This is a genomic window from Wolbachia endosymbiont of Litomosoides brasiliensis, from assembly GCF_013366805.1.
Classification (GTDB): Bacteria; Pseudomonadota; Alphaproteobacteria; order Rickettsiales; family Anaplasmataceae; genus Wolbachia.
In genome coordinates, this window is the sequence record NZ_WQMO01000006.1 from 12,718 (window position 1) to 29,585 (window position 16,868).

The 16,868-nt window shown below is 34.9% G+C and carries 12 protein-coding genes, 1 tRNA gene and 3 pseudogenes; 13 read left to right on the top strand and 3 right to left on the bottom strand.

Going from position 1 to position 16,868, the window contains the following annotated elements; all coding sequences use genetic code 11:
* Positions 1-1,254, bottom strand: a complete 1,254-nt coding sequence (locus tag GO684_RS01945; protein WP_175938441.1) for a metallophosphoesterase family protein — start codon at positions 1,252-1,254, stop codon at positions 1-3.
* Between the two features lie 189 nt (positions 1,255-1,443).
* Between GO684_RS01945 and GO684_RS01950 the strand changes: the two genes are divergently transcribed.
* From GO684_RS01950 to GO684_RS05985, 12 genes and pseudogenes are all read left to right on the top strand, one after another.
* Positions 1,444-1,531 (top strand) — tRNA-Leu (locus tag GO684_RS01950).
* Positions 1,532-1,561: 30 nt separating this feature from the next.
* Positions 1,562-2,644 (top strand): GTP cyclohydrolase II, encoded by a 1,083-nt coding sequence (locus GO684_RS01955; RefSeq protein ID WP_175938491.1) that lies wholly within the window; start codon positions 1,562-1,564, stop codon positions 2,642-2,644.
* A 73-nt stretch (positions 2,645-2,717) separates the two neighbouring features.
* Positions 2,718-3,401: a VirB8 family type IV secretion system protein gene (locus GO684_RS01960; RefSeq protein WP_175938443.1), complete on the top strand. Its 684-nt coding sequence runs from the start codon at positions 2,718-2,720 to the stop codon at positions 3,399-3,401.
* Entirely contained in the window at positions 3,388-4,194 is an 807-nt protein-coding gene (gene virB9, locus GO684_RS01965) for a P-type conjugative transfer protein VirB9 (RefSeq protein WP_175938493.1), read from the top strand. The genes GO684_RS01960 and virB9 overlap by 14 nt, the downstream gene beginning before the upstream one ends.
* Positions 4,195-4,210: 16 nt before the next feature.
* Positions 4,211-5,710: a TraB/TrbI/VirB10 family type IV secretion system protein gene (locus tag GO684_RS01970; RefSeq protein ID WP_175938446.1), complete on the top strand. Its 1,500-nt coding sequence runs from the start codon at positions 4,211-4,213 to the stop codon at positions 5,708-5,710.
* A 1-nt stretch (position 5,711) separates the two neighbouring features.
* Positions 5,712-6,704, top strand: coding sequence for a P-type DNA transfer ATPase VirB11 (gene virB11 / locus GO684_RS01975; RefSeq protein WP_175938448.1), 993 nt, complete (start codon positions 5,712-5,714; stop codon positions 6,702-6,704).
* 29 nt (positions 6,705-6,733) lie between these two features.
* Positions 6,734-8,830 (top strand): type IV secretory system conjugative DNA transfer family protein, encoded by a 2,097-nt coding sequence (locus tag GO684_RS01980; protein WP_175938450.1) that lies wholly within the window; start codon positions 6,734-6,736, stop codon positions 8,828-8,830.
* A 110-nt stretch (positions 8,831-8,940) separates the two neighbouring features.
* Positions 8,941-9,745 (top strand): annotated as a pseudogene (locus GO684_RS01985) (winged helix-turn-helix domain-containing protein).
* Positions 9,746-9,942: 197 nt separating this feature from the next.
* The gene (prmC, locus tag GO684_RS01990; RefSeq protein ID WP_175938452.1) at positions 9,943-10,782 is read left to right on the top strand and encodes a peptide chain release factor N(5)-glutamine methyltransferase; all 840 of its coding nucleotides are present in this window, start codon (positions 9,943-9,945) and stop codon (positions 10,780-10,782) included.
* A gap of 278 nt (positions 10,783-11,060) precedes the next feature.
* Positions 11,061-11,262: pseudogene (locus GO684_RS06125) on the top strand (hypothetical protein); the annotation flags it as partial.
* Positions 11,263-12,139: 877 nt separating this feature from the next.
* A complete protein-coding gene (locus tag GO684_RS01995) occupies positions 12,140-14,155 on the top strand; it encodes a heme lyase CcmF/NrfE family subunit (protein ID WP_175938454.1) in 2,016 nt (671 codons plus the stop codon).
* 129 nt (positions 14,156-14,284) lie between these two features.
* Complete coding sequence (locus GO684_RS05985) at positions 14,285-14,614, top strand: hypothetical protein (protein ID WP_410543307.1); 330 nt, start codon at positions 14,285-14,287, stop codon at positions 14,612-14,614.
* 212 nt (positions 14,615-14,826) lie between these two features.
* On the opposite strand, the gene GO684_RS05990 is transcribed toward GO684_RS05985, so the two are convergent.
* Positions 14,827-14,988, bottom strand: a complete 162-nt coding sequence (locus tag GO684_RS05990) for a hypothetical protein (protein ID WP_410543308.1) — start codon at positions 14,986-14,988, stop codon at positions 14,827-14,829.
* Between the two features lie 175 nt (positions 14,989-15,163).
* Here GO684_RS05990 and secF point away from each other — a divergent pair, with 175 nt between their 5' ends.
* Positions 15,164-16,066 (top strand): protein translocase subunit SecF, encoded by a 903-nt coding sequence (gene secF / locus GO684_RS02005; RefSeq protein WP_175938456.1) that lies wholly within the window; start codon positions 15,164-15,166, stop codon positions 16,064-16,066.
* A 70-nt stretch (positions 16,067-16,136) separates the two neighbouring features.
* Here the strand turns inward: secF and GO684_RS02010 are convergent.
* A pseudogene (locus GO684_RS02010) lies at positions 16,137-16,819 on the bottom strand (transposase); the annotation flags it as partial.
* Positions 16,820-16,868 lie beyond the last annotated feature (49 nt).

Consider the following 16,868-nt stretch of genomic DNA (forward strand, 5'->3'; position numbering starts at 1 on the left):
TCAATCTATCTCAAGCTTGAAGTCTTTCGTTAGCTTTGCAGAATATATTTCCTCGTTATTTTGATCATAGAAAGTAAATTCATGATCGTCTAAGTTTAATATTGAAAAACCGAAGCCAAAAAAGTTTTTAACTTCATGTGCTAAGTAGTTTTTGCCATTTGAGTAACTAAACTCTATGTTTTGGTAAACAGGCTCTTGATCTTGAGCGTGTAATAATGCACCACCATTTCCAACTATAATCTGGTCTGGCACATTATTCATTAATAAAATCTGAGCTATATGAATGTGTCCAGAAACTATGGTAGTAACATTGTTTGGAAATTTATCCCCAAAAGCTTCAATCTGTGTAAGATTGCCATGGCTTTTTAGTATCAGAAATTCCTTTTTTGGAGATCTCCAAAGCGGTCTGTGAGTTAAAAACCACGTGGGCTTGCCAGAACTATCTTGTGTTAACTTATCAAACCGTTTCTCAAAAGAATCAATTGTACTTTGAGTTATAAAAATATCCTCACCAGACGAAGAATCAAAGACAAAAAACTTCATCGGTCCAATATCTAAAAACCAGCCAGGAACAAAGTTTTCACATTTTTCAGGTGAAAAAGGATGTGAGTCTAGGTACCTAAACCATCCTTCATAAGCTCTATTGCAATTTTCATGATTTCCTCTAATAAAAAGGAAGGCGGATTGTAATAAAATATCTTTTGCAGGCTCAAACCAATCAGCGTACCAAGCTTCTTTATTGTATCCATAAATATCACCACACTTTTGTGTATTTCTACATTTCGTTTTTCTATAGTGATAATCGCCAACATGGATAATTAAGTCTGGTTCATGAAGAGCAATAGAATCTAAATTTTTTTTTAAGGGCCAGCTATCTACTGAATTACATTCCTGTTGAAATAATGCATTTATTCTACAGCCTGTATCACCAATAAAAGCGATTCTGCTAATCTTTTCTGGTAATATAGGAACCTGTATACCATCAATACTGATGTTTTGAGCACCCATTTCTACTGTTAGTTCACAAATTATTTCAATATGATCGTCATTGTTAATTGAGCTGCGGTTTAACATCTCTACTTCTTTGCCATCAACATAAGCAACAGGGCAGGTATCATTGTCTATAATTACACGTATGCTTAATTCATTATCTGGAATAACCTGAGACCACGTGTATAATATTTGTGCTTGGATAGAATGAAAATTGGTTACAAAAGATAAGGCTAAAAGAATAAGGATGTTAGCTATATTCATTTGTATAGAAACTTAAGTTAAAAATTAGTAGTAGAATTGTCTCAAATAATTGAAATTTATGCTCATAAAGCTCATAACTGAATTATACAGGCAGTTCTTAAATTATTCTAGCATCAGATTGACACTTTAGATGAAAAATTCTAAAATGTTTAAGTAATTTAAAGTAGTTATATAAAAACTAGAATAAGTGCGGCCGTGGTGGAATTGGTAGACACACAGCATTGAGGTTGCTGTGGCCCATAAGGCCTTGGAAGTTCAAGTCTTCTCGGCCGCACCATATTTTTTGTCGTTGTTTAATGTAGGTGAAATGTCTATAGGGAATCGAGATAAAAATAAAGTAGAGAGGGCTATCAGCGAGATTAGGCGTGGCATGCCAGTTATATTGTATGATAAAAGTAATTATCTATTGGTTGCTGCTGCTGAAACTTTAGAGAGAGACTTATTTAATCAGTACAAGCTTATCTCAGGCAAGGTATATGTTACTCTGCCTTCAAGTAAGGTAACGTGTATGTCTCAAAATGCAGAGCATGACAACAAACGCTTACTGATAAACAATTTTAATGAACTATTTCAGTTGATAAATTGTTCAAAAGAAGATCATACAAAGGAATTGGAGTATTCAAGAGCAATAGATGGATGCGCTATTGCTTTGCTAAAATCTTCAGAATTGTTGCCATACGCATTAGTGATTGACATGGACTTCAAATATAAAAATGAAATGCAAGGTTGGTGTGAGGAAAATGATGTCATTGCACTAGACATGCTATTTATAAATAACTTTCAACAAAGTCAGGATGTATATGAAGTATGCAGAACATCATTGTTTTTAAAACAGACTCAAAGAGTAAATATCATATCTTATAGAACCTATAATGGCAGAAAGGAACATTATGCAATTGTTATTAACAATCCAGGTAAAAATAGTGAACCGTTAGTAAGAATTCATTCTTCATGCTATACGGGCGACTTATTAGATAGCTTGTCATGCGATTGCAGAAGCCAGTTACATCAAGCAATTCAAATAATGACTGACTCTGGAGGTGGCATTATACTATACCTGATGCAAGATGGTAGAGGCATTGGGTTAACTAACAAGTTAAGGGCATACGATATGCAAAGGAAATATAACCTCGATACTGTGGACGCAAATAGAATATTGGGTTTTGAAGATGATGAGAGAAGTTTTGTTGTTGCAGCTGAAATGCTTAAGAAATTGGGCATCAAAAAAATCCAGCTACTTACAAATAACGGCAAAAAGCTATCGGAGTTGAAAGACAATGGTATAGAGGTTACAAGGCGTCTACCACTTATTATAGAGCGTAACAGATATAATAATTCATATATGGAAACAAAATTTAGCAGGCTAGGTCATGAGTTAAGGGTTCTTTAGCTTTTTTGTTGTAACTGCTTTAGTTAATTGACTATGTTTGTTAATGTAGGTTAGGGTTTTTAAGGATATTAAGATGCTGAAATTTTTTAAACGCGGAAAAAGTAGTGGGTCATTAGATAAGGATATAGATTGGAATTCAAGTCGCTACAGCACAGTTATTGTTCAGAGAAATATTTTGCTTCTATTTACACTAGTATTATTAGTAGCAATTTTTGTAGGCATATTAGCTATATTTAAGATTAGTACCAGCAGCACTATTGAACCATTCGTTATAGAAATTGAAAAAAAATCAGGAATAGTGCAATTAGTTAACCCTGTTACAGTAAAACAATATTCTGCGGATGAGGTGCTAAACAATCATTTTATTGCAGAATACATAAAAGCAAGAGAAGTTTTTGATCCATATAGCTACAATTATAACTATTATACAAAAGTTAGATTATTTTCCTCACCTAATGTATATAATGAATTTAAAAATTATATAGGATCACAAAATATAGATGACCTTTTTAATTTATATTCAGGATTTGTCAAAAATGATTTTAAGATTCGCTCGACTCAGAAATTGGATGATGATACTTTTCAGGTAAGGTTTACTGTGGAATTTACACAAAAAGGTGGAAGTTCTATAAGAAAAAACAAGATAGTTATCATGTCGTACAGATATGCACCACTTGAAATGAATGATCAGCAAAGATATGTTAACCCGTTAGGGTTTCAAGTTACTTCTTATAGAGTAGATGATGAATATGTATAGAATATTATTAGTTTTAGCTTTAGTGATAAGTAGCAACTTGAATGCATTAATCAATTGCAGTAAGCCTGTTTCCATAGACAGTAGAATAAAAACTTTTGTGTACAGCCCTAACGAAGTGTTCACGGTTGTTTTTAGTCAAGGTTACTATTCTTATATTGAGTTTGCAGAAGGAGAGAAAGTTAAAAATATTGCTGTTGGCGACGCATCAAGTTGGAAAATTAGCCCTTATGACAACAAGTTGCTTATTATGCCATTTGAAGCTAGTAGCCGCACTAATATGATTATTACGACAACTAAAAAGAGGGATTATATTTTTGATTTAATCTCAAGGCCAAATTATGATAAATACCCAGATACTGATGCTGAGGAAGTAAGTCATGATTGTTCTGCTGAAAAAGATATATCTTACGTAGTACGTTTTTATTACCCTCAAGAGGAGGATGAATTTGATATTGATTTGGATGAAATATCATCACCTACTCAAATGCAATATGTTGTAGATAATCCAGAAAAGATAATACAGGAAAATGATACGAAGTACAATTATACGTATATTGACGGAGATGGCAATGCGGACATGATGCCGATCAAATTATTTGATGATGGCTATTTAACCTATTTTAAATTTAGAGATAGTAATAAGATACCTCAGATTTTTGTAGAAGAGGGTAAAACTAGACTGCCTTGTAGACGGTTATTGTTTGATGGTTATGTTATAATAAAAGGGGTGCATAAGAAGTTGTTCATGCGTTATGAGAACGATGAAGTTGAAATCATGAACAGGTCACTTTAGTTGTGGTACATATAATATGAATAAAGAAGGGCGTAATAGTTCGGAAGATGAATCAGAAATAGAGAGCAAGGTGGTAACAGTTGGCTCTAATCAAGGTCATAGAGCATTAATGGTTATTATTTTAGTGATTCTAGTTGGCGGAGTATATTATCTCTATTTTAGGCCTTCTTCCAACAAAGAGAATGTAGAGATCATTAAAAAAGAAGAAACAAAGCAAAATGTTCAAGGGTTGAAGGAAAAGTTGGAACAAGTTCCAGAGAATATAACAGTTCCTGAAAGAGCAATCACTGATTCCTTGCCACCTTTGCCTCCTCTTACTGTGCCACAAGTTATACCAGAAGTGAAACAAACTAAAAAAGGAAAAGTAGTAAAAAAAGAAGAAGAAAAGCCAAAAGAAACTCCTGTATCCAGTATACCTGTCTTACCAAAGCAAAACTTTCCTTATAGCAATATTACTGGCAACTTACCTACCACGTTTCCTATAACAGGGAGCGGTGGTTATCCTAAAGATAGGCGTGGCGCACAAATGTTAGCAATTTCAGCTAGTAATAATAAAGAGGACAAGACTGCAGATGCTATTTTATCTGACACTTCAGTACAGCCGAGCATAGCTACCAGAGTGGGGAAACTCGGATTTATGATCACTCAAGGCAAGATTATTGATGCTGTTCTTGAAACTGCGATAGATTCTGATCTACAAGGAATGCTGCGTGCTGTAGTTAGTAGCAACGTTTATGCAGAAACTGGTGATACGGTTTTAATACCCAAAGGTTCAAGGTTAATAGGCAGTTATTCGTTTGATTCGAATGTTACAAAAGCCCGCATAAACATAAACTGGAATAGGATCATTCTTCCTCATGGAATAGATGTTGCTGTTTCGTCACCTGGTACTGATGAGCTTGGCAGAGCAGGGATAGCTGGAATAGTTGATAACAAAATAGCAAGTGCATTATTCTCTTCAATATTGCTTGCAGGTGTCTCAATTAGTTCAGCTGTTATAGGGCAAAAGGCCTATAATCTTATCGATACGTTAACTGCCATAGATGCAATACAATCCATCACTGCAACTGAAATAGATACTTTCCCACTCAAAGGTACTATTATCAAGGGGCTACAGAACGATAGCATAGCTAAAAGTACAGTTGAGAACGCGGTAAGAGGAAAGTGGAAATTGGACCTTGGGGCTATTGGAAGAATTCGCAATGCTCAAAACGAGCAAGATTTGTTGAGAATATTGAGAAAGGAAATGGCAGAATCACTAGAAATTGGAGAAGACAAGGTAAACATAAGCCTAGAAGATGTAAACCAACTGTTAAGACCTATTCAGAGAAAAAACAAGTCTCTTTATAAAGAGACGGTTGGAAAATCAACCGATGATTTCTCTAAAGATATGCGAGATATAGTCAACAGATCTACAGACAAAAACCTAACTGTTTACGTTGATCAAGGTACTGCATTGAAGGTATTTGTTAATCAAGATATAGTATTTCCTCCACAAGCAATATTAAATCAATGAAATGAACCATGCTGCACTTGACACGTATTTGGAGCCATTACAAGGCATATTTCAAGAGGAAGGCGTAAATGAAATATCAATAAACAAGCCAAAGGAAGTCTGGATTGAAAATTGCGGTGAAACAAGGTGTGAAAAACTAGAAATATTCGATCTGAACCATCTAAAATCTCTTGGTAGACTAATTGCTCAAGCTACGGAACAAAAACTTAGTGAAGAAGCACCTTTGCTTTCAGCCACACTGCCGAATGGCTATCGTGTACAGATAGTATTTCCGCCAGCATGTGAGTCTGATAAAGTAGTCATGTCAATTCGTAAGCCCTCTGGTCTCCAATTAGCATTGGACGATTATGAAAAAATGGGAGCTTTTTCTGAAACTGCTATAGAAGCAATCGATAGTCCAGTGAACCTTCACCTGGATTCACTGTTAAAGCAAAAGAAGATAAGAGAATTTTTGGAATACGCTGTAATAAACAAGAAAAACATTATAATTAGCGGTGGAACTTCTACCGGTAAAACCACTTTTACTAATGCTACTTTGCGCGCCATTCCGACTGAAGAAAGAATTATCACTGTTGAGGATGCAAGAGAGATTGTTTTGAATGATCATCCAAACAGAGTGCACCTTATTGCCTCAAAAGGAGGGCAAGGTAGGGCAAAAGTGATTACTCAAGACTTGATAGAAGCGTGCTTACGTTTGAGGCCAGATAGAATAATAGTTGGTGAGCTCCGTGGAGCGGAAGCTTTTAGTTTTCTTAGAGCAATAAATACTGGTCACCCTGGGTCAATATCAACCCTTCATGCAGATAGTCCAGCAATGGCTCTCGAGCAAATAAAATTGATGGTTATGCAAGCAAACCTTGGTATTCCTCCAAATCAGATTATGCTCTATATTAGAAATGTGATTGATGTTGTTATCCAGCTAAAAAGAACTAGTGGGGGAAAAAGGAGTGTTTCTGAAATATTGTTTACTAGATCTTTGAATGAAAATGCTTAAATTTATATATAATTAAGAAAAAGTAATTTATGAGTCATAGCGGTAACCATCTACGCAATGTTTTGATAGGCGGTATTGTAGCTTTTAGTATACTAGAGTTTTGTTTCTATTTATCTGGTATACTGTTTTATCTATTTGTTGATGGTCCAGATGGTGTGAACTTTAAGGCAATCCATCCTAGCTTAACGCCTTTTCCTCAAGCTCTTTGGCCAACAATTTTTGATCATATGCAAAATTGTTGGCATCATCCAGGGTTGTATAGCTTCGAGCTTAAGATCAAATTAATTATATCTTCTGCATTGCCTGTTGTTATTTTAATGATTATTTTGTGGAATTTAAGAGAAAAAATAATCGAGTGGCGGCCATTTAGAAAGAAGGAATCACTCCACGGAGACTCAAAATGGGCATCAGAGAAAGAGATACGAAAGGCAGGATTAAGAAGTAAAAAGGGGCTACTGCTTGGTAAGGATAAAAGAGGCTACTTCATTGCTGATGGATATCAACATGCATTGCTATTTGCGCCTACGGGTTCCGGTAAGGGTGTTGGTTTTGTAATTCCTAATTTGTTATTTTGGACTGACTCAGTAATTGTACACGACATAAAATTGGAAAACTATGAAATAACGAGTGGTTGGCGGGAACGACAAGGGCAAAAAGTGTACGTATGGAATCCAGCACAGCCAGACGGAATAAGCCACTGCTATAATCCGTTAGAATGGATTAGTGAAAAACCTGGACAAATGGTTGACGATGTGCAAAAAATAGCTAACTTAATTATGCCTGAACAAGACTTTTGGCAAAACGAAGCAAGAAGCTTGTTTGTTGGAGTAGTATTGTACCTACTTGCTGCACCAGAAAAAGTTAAGTCTTTTGGTGAAGTTGTACGTACGATGCGTAGCGATGACGTAGTTTACAATCTTGCTGTTGTTTTGGACACAATGGGCAAAGTAATACATCCTGTAGCATATATGAACATTGCTGCTTTTTTGCAGAAAGCTGACAAAGAAAGGTCAGGTGTCGTTTCAACCATGAACTCATCTCTTGAGCTGTGGGCAAACCCATTGATTGATACCGCAACTGCATCAAGTGACTTTAATATTCTAGATTTTAAGAGGAGGAAAGTTACGGTTTATGTTGGTTTAACTCCGGATAACTTAAACAGATTAAGGCCTTTAATGCAAGTTTTTTACCAGCAAGCAACTGAATTCTTGTGTAGGAAATTGCCGTCGGATGATGAGCCTTATGGTGTGTTGTTTTTAATGGATGAGTTTCCAACACTTGGAAAAATGGAGCAATTTCAAACTGGTATTGCATATTTTCGTGGCTATAGAGTTAGATTGTTCCTAATTGTTCAAGATACTGAGCAACTTAAAGGAATATACGAGGAAGCAGGGATGAACTCCTTTTTATCAAACTCAACTTATAGAATAACTTTTGCAGCTAATAACATTGAGACAGCTAACTTAATATCACAACTTATAGGAAACAAAACTGTACAACAAGAATCCTTGAATAGACCTAAGTTTTTAGACTTAAATCCTGCATCAAGATCGTTACATATCTCTGAAACGCAGAGAGCATTGCTGTTGCCTCAAGAAATTATTATGTTGCCACGTGATGAACAGATAATTTTGATAGAGTCGACTTATCCAGTTAAATCAAAGAAAATCTTGTACTACAGTGATAGCGCCTTCATAAAAAAGTTACTCAAACAGACTCGTGTGCCTACACAGGAGCCATATGACCCAAACAAAGTTTTTTCTGATGCTAACAAAGGTAAGGTTGATAATGAAGGAAACAACACTATTGAAGGGCCTAACACTGCTAATTATCCTATTGAGGCTCAAACTAAAGATACAGTATACGATGAATTAGAGATCGATGATGAAGATGTTGACGACAAGTTTGATGAAGAAGATGATAACGGATTTGATGATGAGGAAGATGATGGCAAATTTAAAGGCGATGATGAACCTAAAGAGGGAAAATATAATGATGGGTTCGATGATGAAGATGACAAATTTGAAGAAGATGATGGGCTTAAAGAAGAAAAATATGATGATGAATATGATGATGAATTTGAAGATGAAGGTGATAACGATAAACCAAAAAGTAATGGAAAATAAAGTTAACTTTGTCTGCTCTTTTAGCTCATGCTAATTTCTACCTGCGCAAGGAACGGATAGGCAGCAATGGAAAAGAGTCATGCCGAAGTAAGTAAAATAGTGAAGTTTAAATGACGTTAAAATCAAAATTATTGGATAAAAAAGTCATGAAATCAGCAAAAGAAACGCTGAAAAAAGTGCAAAATAAATGCATATGTGCAAAAAAAAACTAAATGCTGTAATTGTAGTAAAGAGTATAGTATTATAGCCTTAGCAAAAATATATTGCATTTCAAGAACAGCATTGACTGCATGGATAAAACACTAAAATTTAGAAGAGAAGTAAAATTGTTTACTCTCCCTCAACGTTGTAGAAAAACTAGATGAATTGGACTCAATTTAAACAAGTTGAAGTATGGATACAAGGAAACCATAATATTACCATTAAAGAAATAAGAATAAGGATCTATGGAAAATTTGGCTTGAATGTTAGCAAGTCGTAGTATACCATAATACGTAAAAATGAAGTTTTCGTATATTACGCCAAGACCAATTCACAATAAACAAGATAGAGATAGATAGGAAGAGTTTTAAAAAACTTAATGAGACTGTTGGTAAATATTATAAACAAGATTATTCATCTTTGATGGATTGCGGTTGACACACATTTAAAAGTTGGGCTCGAATATTTTAGAAAAGGCGTTAGAACACATGTTAAAGTAAAATTGGGTAGAAAAAATTTTTATCTCTGCAATGCAGTTGATCCTAGAAATGGAGAGAATTCTAGCTTATTAAGCGACTTTGATTGTATATAAAATAGAACGTTTTGCGTAATAAAGTCTATAATACAATTGCTTTTCTTGAGAGCGCTTTGTGCAAGCTTATTACCTCTCTTTCTTACTCCGCAATTAAACAGCTCTGCAGTGTTACTTATTGACTCATTACAATGAGAATTGGTGTAACCTGTTTGACACTGAGATCTAATACAGTTATTCTAACTTAGATTTTATACTTCCCACAAGGTGCGCCACCTATTGTATGTGACACTAGGGTAACAAGAAAAAAGCAATATTTTTCTAGTAGGCTCAAATTACAATGTTTGCATATGATTAAAAAGGCCAAATTTTGAGAATAATGAAAACAATCAGCACTCTAATTCAAGAGGGATCAAAGCTATTATCATCGCATAAAGTTGAGTCACCGTATTTGGATTGTGAAGTCATCATGCAACATGTTCTTGGCGTAGAAAGGTCATTCATAGTTATGAACCATGCTGATCAAGTGCCGATAGAGAAAGAACAGCTATTTTGGAAATTAACGAAAAAAAGAGCAGAAAGGTACCCAATATCACAAATAATAGGCAAACGTGAATTCTGGAGTAAAAATTTTATAGTCAATCGTCATGTTTTTGACCCAAGAGCAGATAGTGAAGTACTAGTCTCAGCAGTGTTAAAATATTATCCAAACAAGAAACAGAAAATAGAAGTTGCAGATTTTGGTACAGGCACAGGTTGTTTGTTGATATCCGTACTTAGTGAATATGAACATGCTATTGGTGTCGGTTTTGAAAAAAGCTTGAAAGCATATAGAGTTGCCTATCAGAACATAAAAAAACATAATCTACTTGGCAGAGCTAAAGTATTTCCAAGTTTGTGGACAGAGTGCAGAGGCTTATTCGATCTTATAATTAGCAATCCTCCATACATCAGAAGAAGCAGATTAAAAGACCTGCAAGCTGAAGTGCGAAAGGAGCCAAAAGTTGCTCTTGATGGTGGAATTGACGGCTTAAGCTGTTACTTGAGTATTTTTCCAATGTTAAGAAGGTGCCTTAAGAAAAATGGGTTTGCAATATTAGAAATAGGTGAAGATCAAAGTGATATTGACAAAATAGTTCCCTCATACGAGCTAGCTTTTCGGGAATACATGTATGATTTAGCAGGGATGAAAAGGTGTATTGTTGTAAAAAGAACATAGCTAATGTTTTCTTGTATTGTCTCCGTCACTCTGTACTGCACCCTCTACTCTGTTATACCAGCGCTTGACACTGGCATTCATATTTCTTTTTTCTTAGATTTCCGATGTTAGCTATGTATCAGTTCAGCTAAGCGGTGTGAGGGATGGTAGATAGAAAATTGTGAAAAAAGTTTAGCTCCTTTTGTTTCCGTATTAATATCAATTTCCACTGTATAAGGAACAGATATACAGTAATGGAAAAGAAGCCATGCTGAAGTAAGCAAAATAGCAAGGTTTAAATGGCTTTGAAATTGAAATTATTGGATGAAAAAGTCGTGGAATTGGCGAAGGAAGTGCTAAAGGGTTAAATGGTCCATATGTTGCACAAAAACTAAATGCTGTAATTGCAGCAAAGAAGCACAGTATAACAGCCGTAGCAAGAACGGTATTGACTGCATGGATAAAGCCCTAAAATTTGAAAAAGAAGAAAAGTCGTTTACTCTCCCTCAACATCATAGAAAAACTAGATTGAATTAGAGTCAATTTGAACAATTAAAGTATGGATGATACAAGAAAACCATAATATTACCATTAAAGAAATAAGAATCCAGGAAAAATTTGTCTTGGATGTTAGTAAGTCTATATTACACTTAATGTGCAAAAGATGAAGTTTTCGTGTATTGCGTCAAGACTAATTCATAAAAAACAAGATAAGGGTAGGTAGGAAGAGTTAAAAAAAACTTAATAAGACTGTTGGTAAGTATCCTGAATAAAAGTTATTTATCTTTGATGAATTGCGATTTGGTACACATTCGAAATTGGATGCGGGTAGTTTAAAAAAGGCGTTAGAACACATATTTAAAGTAAAGTTAGGTAGAAAAAATTTTTATCTCTGATAATTGGTATTAATATTTAATTTTACTTGCTATTATATAGACTTCTTGTACAACCTGAGCCAAACAAAAAACAGGGCAAACTAGTTTTTAGAAGTTTTAAACGCTAGGTACTTTTAAGTTGCTTTAGCTATGAATGCTTAAGAAATTTACCAAGCGAAAAAGGGGAAAGGAACCTCGTTAACTAATTACTCACTACTATTTTATAATGTTGGCGTTTTTCAATGTTTTTTAAGCGCTCAGTAGGTGTGATTTATAGCACTAACTGACAATGTAGAAAACATGAGGTACATATGGGCACCAGCTACGTTAAGTTTTTTTGTCATTTTATCTACACAGGTTGAAGATAAATAAGTGGCTTCAGTATTGCGGTGAGAAAGCTGACAAGGTTTGTCGAGGAATTTTTTTCATACTTTGTTCCTATATTAAAACTTTAACTTGTAGCTTGTTGTTAGTAATATTGTTTATACAAATAACTATGATTTATGCCTGAGTTTGGGAATATATTGCTACTATTATCCTGCTTGTTATCCTTAACATATCTATTTCTACCACTCAATTCTTGCCTATTCATTACCACTGCCATATTCTTCTGTGTATCAGCATCAATGGCTATTTTGATTTACTGCCACATTGCAAATGATTTTTCACTCGAAAATGCATATTACCACTCTCATACGACAAAACCTTTGATCTATAAAATCTGTGGCGTTTGGGGAAATAAAGAGGGGTCCATGTTGCTTTGGACCTTGGTGCTTACTTTTTACCTATTTCTGATGGATATTTTTATTGGTGATAATAGCGGATTGAAGAAAGTATCCTTGATCACTCAAGGCTTGATCTGCTTTTGTTTTTTGCTGTTTACTTCACTTAAGTCCAATCCTTTTACTAAAATGCCAAGCATGGAAACAGATGGCCTTGGTTTTAATCCAATATTGCAAGACATAGGTCTTGCCATTCACCCGCCAATATTATATTTGGGGTACCTCGGATTTAGCGTTCCCTTTTCGCTCTCTATTGCCGGGTTAATTACAAACATCAAAGGAAATATTTGGGCTAAAATTGTCAGACCCTGGGTGCTTATTTCTTGGTCACTGCTTACCTTGGGCATTAGCCTTGGCAGTTGGTGGGCATACCGTGAACTTGGTTGGGGTGGATTTTGGTTTTGGGATCCAGTAGAAAACGTTTCTTTAATGCCATGGTTAATTGCAGTAGCGTTGACACATCTGTTGCTCGTGGTGCGAAATTTTAATGTTTTAAGGAACTTTGCTATTTTACTTACGCTCACAACTTTTATATTGAGTGTAACTGGAACATTTTTAGTACGTTCTGGACTACTCGCTTCAGTTCACACGTTTGCAAATGATCCAAAATATGGCCTGTATATACTAGCTTTACTTGGCGTCATTACAGCCAGTAGCTTAGCAATATTTGTGGTATTTGCGAAAAAGAGTGGATCTCTTATGTTACCACCTATTATTCAAGTAGCTGATATTGAGATCAAGGGAAGAAATATGCGATCATGCGCTGGTATGACACCAAAGAACACACCAAAGCAAAACTTTCCTGTTTTCTCCCGCTTTACGATGGTGCTGATGAATAATTTATTATTGATTACTGCCTTTTTTATCGTGTTTATTGGCACTTTATACCCTGCAATGCTTGAGTATTTAACCGGTGAACTCATTTCAGTTGGAGCACCATACTACAATTCTTTATTTAACCCTATTGTACTGGCTATTCTAGTGCTCACCATGATAGGACAATACTGCCGTTGGCAGGGAAATAGTCTGTTGCCAATATTCCATGAATATAGACTCTCGTTCTGTAGTGCTGCAGCCAGCTTACCGTTTATCTTTCACATGGACCTAATAATTGTGCTATCAATTACCATCTCTATGGCACTATTAGTCTTTGTTTTGGAAGCATACAGCAAAAGAATTCATTTGTTTAAGGTGAAGTTTGGTGAATCAATTTCATTAGCAAAAAGAGTTTCTAAGTCTTACTATGGCATGATGTTAGCTCATGCTGGAGTAGCAGTTCTAGTGCTCGGTATAGCCTATTCAATTGGTTGGCAAGAAAAAAAAGAAGATTACCTCAAAATAGGGGATAGCATAACAGTCAATAAATTCAAAGTTACTTTACGAAATACTGAATTTGTAAGAAAGAGGAATTTCCATGCAGTGAGAGGCACAATGGATATTAGGAATTTGTTGAACAACAAGATACTGGGTGAGGTGACTCCTGAATATAGATTTTATCTTGTGGAGGGTCAGAAAAATATTGAAAGCAGTATTTACCACAATTTATTTTTTGATATTTATGTTGTAATTGGCGAGATTGATAAAAATAAGAACAAGATTGCCACTAAAGTATACTACAAGCCTGGAATGCCTATAATCTGGGTTGGATCCTTTCTTATCGCTTTTGGCTCATTCCTTGCTGCCTTACCCTTATTGAGAAGATCTTGTACTAGTTCTCACTGTACAAGAAACGGATAGACAATGTATAGAAAAGAAGCCGTACTGAGGTGAGTTAAATAGTGATTTAAATGGCATTGAAATCAAAATTATTAGGTAAAAAGCCGTGGAATCAGCAAAAGAAACGCTGAAGAAAGTACAAAATAATGCATGTGCAAAAAAATTAAATGCTGTGATTGTAGCAAAAAGTATAGTGTTACAACCTTAGCAAAAATATATTGCATTTTAAGAACAGCATTGACTGCATGGATAAAGCACCCAAAGTTTGGAAGAGAAGAGAAATTGTTTACTCTCCCTCAACGTCGTAGAAAAACTAGATTGAATTGGGGTCAATTTAAGCAAGTTGAAGTATGGATGCAAGAAAATCCTAATATTACCATTAAAGAAATGAGAATAAGAATCCAGGAAAAACTTAGCTTGAATGTCAGCAAGTCTATAGTACACCGTAGTATGCAAAGTTGGCACACATTTGAGAGTTAGGCACGGGTATTTTAGAAAGGGTGTTAAAACACAGGTTATAAAATTAGGTAGACAAAATTTTTATCTCTACAGTGCAGTTAATCTTAGAAATAAAGAAAGTTCTGGCTTGTTTGCACCGGGAATGTCACCACTGATTGTATAAATGTATTTCTTGAATAAGTGTCGCAATATTTAAGAACACGAGAGACCTTTCTTGTCATGGATTGTGCTAGTTAGCATAGGTTAAAAATTTTAAAGGTACCTAAAAATATCGAGATTATATGCCTACCACCATGCTCGCCCGAGCTCAATTCTATTGGTTGCTTTACTTGAGAGCGGCTTTGTGCAAATTTATTATCTTCTCTTTCTTGCTCCGCAATTAAACGACTCTGCAATGCAGCTTATTTGACTAACTAGTAATGAGAAATTGGTATCTGGCTTATCAATTGATAAAATTGTATGACTTGAGGTGCTTAACTGTAAGAAAAACAAGATTTAGTATGGCCAAGCTACAGAATATACTAGTGAATCTTTTTAAAAGTATATAAAATTCAATTTTAAATAAAGAACATGGCAGTTAGATTCACTCCAGGTAATCTCAATATTAAGTTCAGTAAATATAGAAAATTGACTACATTAACTAGCATTATTCTTGTCATTTTTTCGCTTTTTATTGTTGTGTTACGTGGAGTGAATTTAGGTATAGACTTTACAGGTGGAATTTTGATGGAAATAAAATCTTCAAGCAAAGATCATGCTATTTTTGATGTATTAAAAGAAAGTGGTTTTACGGTGCAGAGTTTAAAAGCTGGTAGTAATTTAGTCATGCGTTTTAAAGAAGAAGGAAATGAGAATAAAATTAAAAAGATCAAAGGTATACTGGAAGAAAGGCTGGGTGGCTCAATAAGCTACCGTAGAACAGACTACGTTGGCCCACAAATAAGTTCAACGCAGATACTTGAAGGGGTTTTGTCCATGTTCATTGCAGTTGTTGGAATATTTTTTTATATTTGGTTTAGATTTAATTGGCAGTGTGGATTTGGTGGAACAATAGCACTGATTCATGACGTGATTTTAACTGTTGGTTTTATCAGCCTGACTGGCATTGAATTTAATATTTCATTAGTTGCAGCTCTCCTTACTGTGATTGGTTATTCAATCAATAATTCAGTAGTTATATATGATCGGATTCGAGAATATCAAAAGAGTGGTAAAAATAGGCAGATGAGTGATATAGTAGATGCAAGTATTAATGCTACATTGTTTCGCACTGTCTTAACTTCAGGTACAACCCTTCTTGCTGCTATCCCTTTGACATTAATTTGTACGGATGCAGTCAGGGATTTTAGCTTGATTGTCTTTTTTGGTATTTTAATTGGCACTTGTTCTGCAATGTTTATCTCTGCTCCTATATTAACTTGTAGGGTCTTAATAATACCAGTTCCCACTATACAAGGGACGGATAAGCAATAATGGGAAAGAAGCTATGCTGAAGTAATGCTGATTCTTATTATTAATGGGTCAAATAAGTGACATTGCAAAGTTATTTAATTGCGGAGTAGGAAAGAGAGATAATAAATTTGCGCAAAGCGCTCTCAAGCAAAGCAATTGTATTACAGGCTTTATTGCGCAAAATGTTCTGTTTTATATACAATCAAGATCGCTCAATAGGATTGAGCTCGGGCGAGCATGGTGGTAGGTATATAATCTCAATATTTTTAGGTACCTTTAAATCTTTTGACTTATGCTAATTAGTATAACTCGTGACAAGAAAGGCTTCTCGTGTTCTTAAATATTGTGACACTTATTCAAGAAATACATTTATATAATCAGTGGTGACATTTCGGTGCAAAAACGCCCTTTCTAAAATACCTGTGTCCGACTCTCAAATGTGTGCAAATTTTACATATTACGGTGTACTATAGGCTTGCTGACATTCAAGCTAAGTTTTTCCTGGATTCTTATTCTCATTTCTTTAATGTGTGTAATATTAGGGCTTTTTTGTATCCATACTTCAACTTGTTAGATCTGATTCACAATCTAGTTTTTCTACAACGTTGAGGGCAAACAATTTTCCTTCTCTTCTAAATTTTAAGTGCTTTATCCATGTAGTCAGTGCTGTTCTGAAATGCAACAGATTTTTATTACGGCTGTTATACTATGCTTTTTGCTGCAATTACAGCATTTGTTTTTTTTTTGCACATATGCGTTATTTTGTACTTTCTTCCTATTAAATTTGAGCCATTAAAATAAATTTCAAAGATTAGCGTTAAAA

Excerpts from the sequence above, each read along its gene's own strand:
- prmC (WP_175938452.1), top strand. The coding sequence starts at position 9,943 with ATGAAAACAATCAGCACTCTAATTCAAGAGGGATCAAAGCTATTATCA.
- GO684_RS01945 (WP_175938441.1), bottom strand. The coding sequence starts at position 1,254 with ATGAATATAGCTAACATCCTTATTCTTTTAGCCTTATCTTTTGTAACC.
- virB9 (WP_175938493.1), top strand. The coding sequence starts at position 3,388 with ATGAATATGTATAGAATATTATTAGTTTTAGCTTTAGTGATAAGTAGC.
- secF (WP_175938456.1), top strand. The coding sequence starts at position 15,164 with ATGGCAGTTAGATTCACTCCAGGTAATCTCAATATTAAGTTCAGTAAA.
- virB11 (WP_175938448.1), top strand. The coding sequence starts at position 5,712 with ATGAACCATGCTGCACTTGACACGTATTTGGAGCCATTACAAGGCATA.
- GO684_RS01960 (WP_175938443.1), top strand. The coding sequence starts at position 2,718 with ATGCTGAAATTTTTTAAACGCGGAAAAAGTAGTGGGTCATTAGATAAG.
- GO684_RS01980 (WP_175938450.1), top strand. The coding sequence starts at position 6,734 with ATGAGTCATAGCGGTAACCATCTACGCAATGTTTTGATAGGCGGTATT.
- GO684_RS05985 (WP_410543307.1), top strand. The coding sequence starts at position 14,285 with ATGTGCAAAAAAATTAAATGCTGTGATTGTAGCAAAAAGTATAGTGTT.
- GO684_RS01995 (WP_175938454.1), top strand. The coding sequence starts at position 12,140 with ATGCCTGAGTTTGGGAATATATTGCTACTATTATCCTGCTTGTTATCC.
- GO684_RS01970 (WP_175938446.1), top strand. The coding sequence starts at position 4,211 with ATGAATAAAGAAGGGCGTAATAGTTCGGAAGATGAATCAGAAATAGAG.
- GO684_RS01955 (WP_175938491.1), top strand. The coding sequence starts at position 1,562 with ATGTCTATAGGGAATCGAGATAAAAATAAAGTAGAGAGGGCTATCAGC.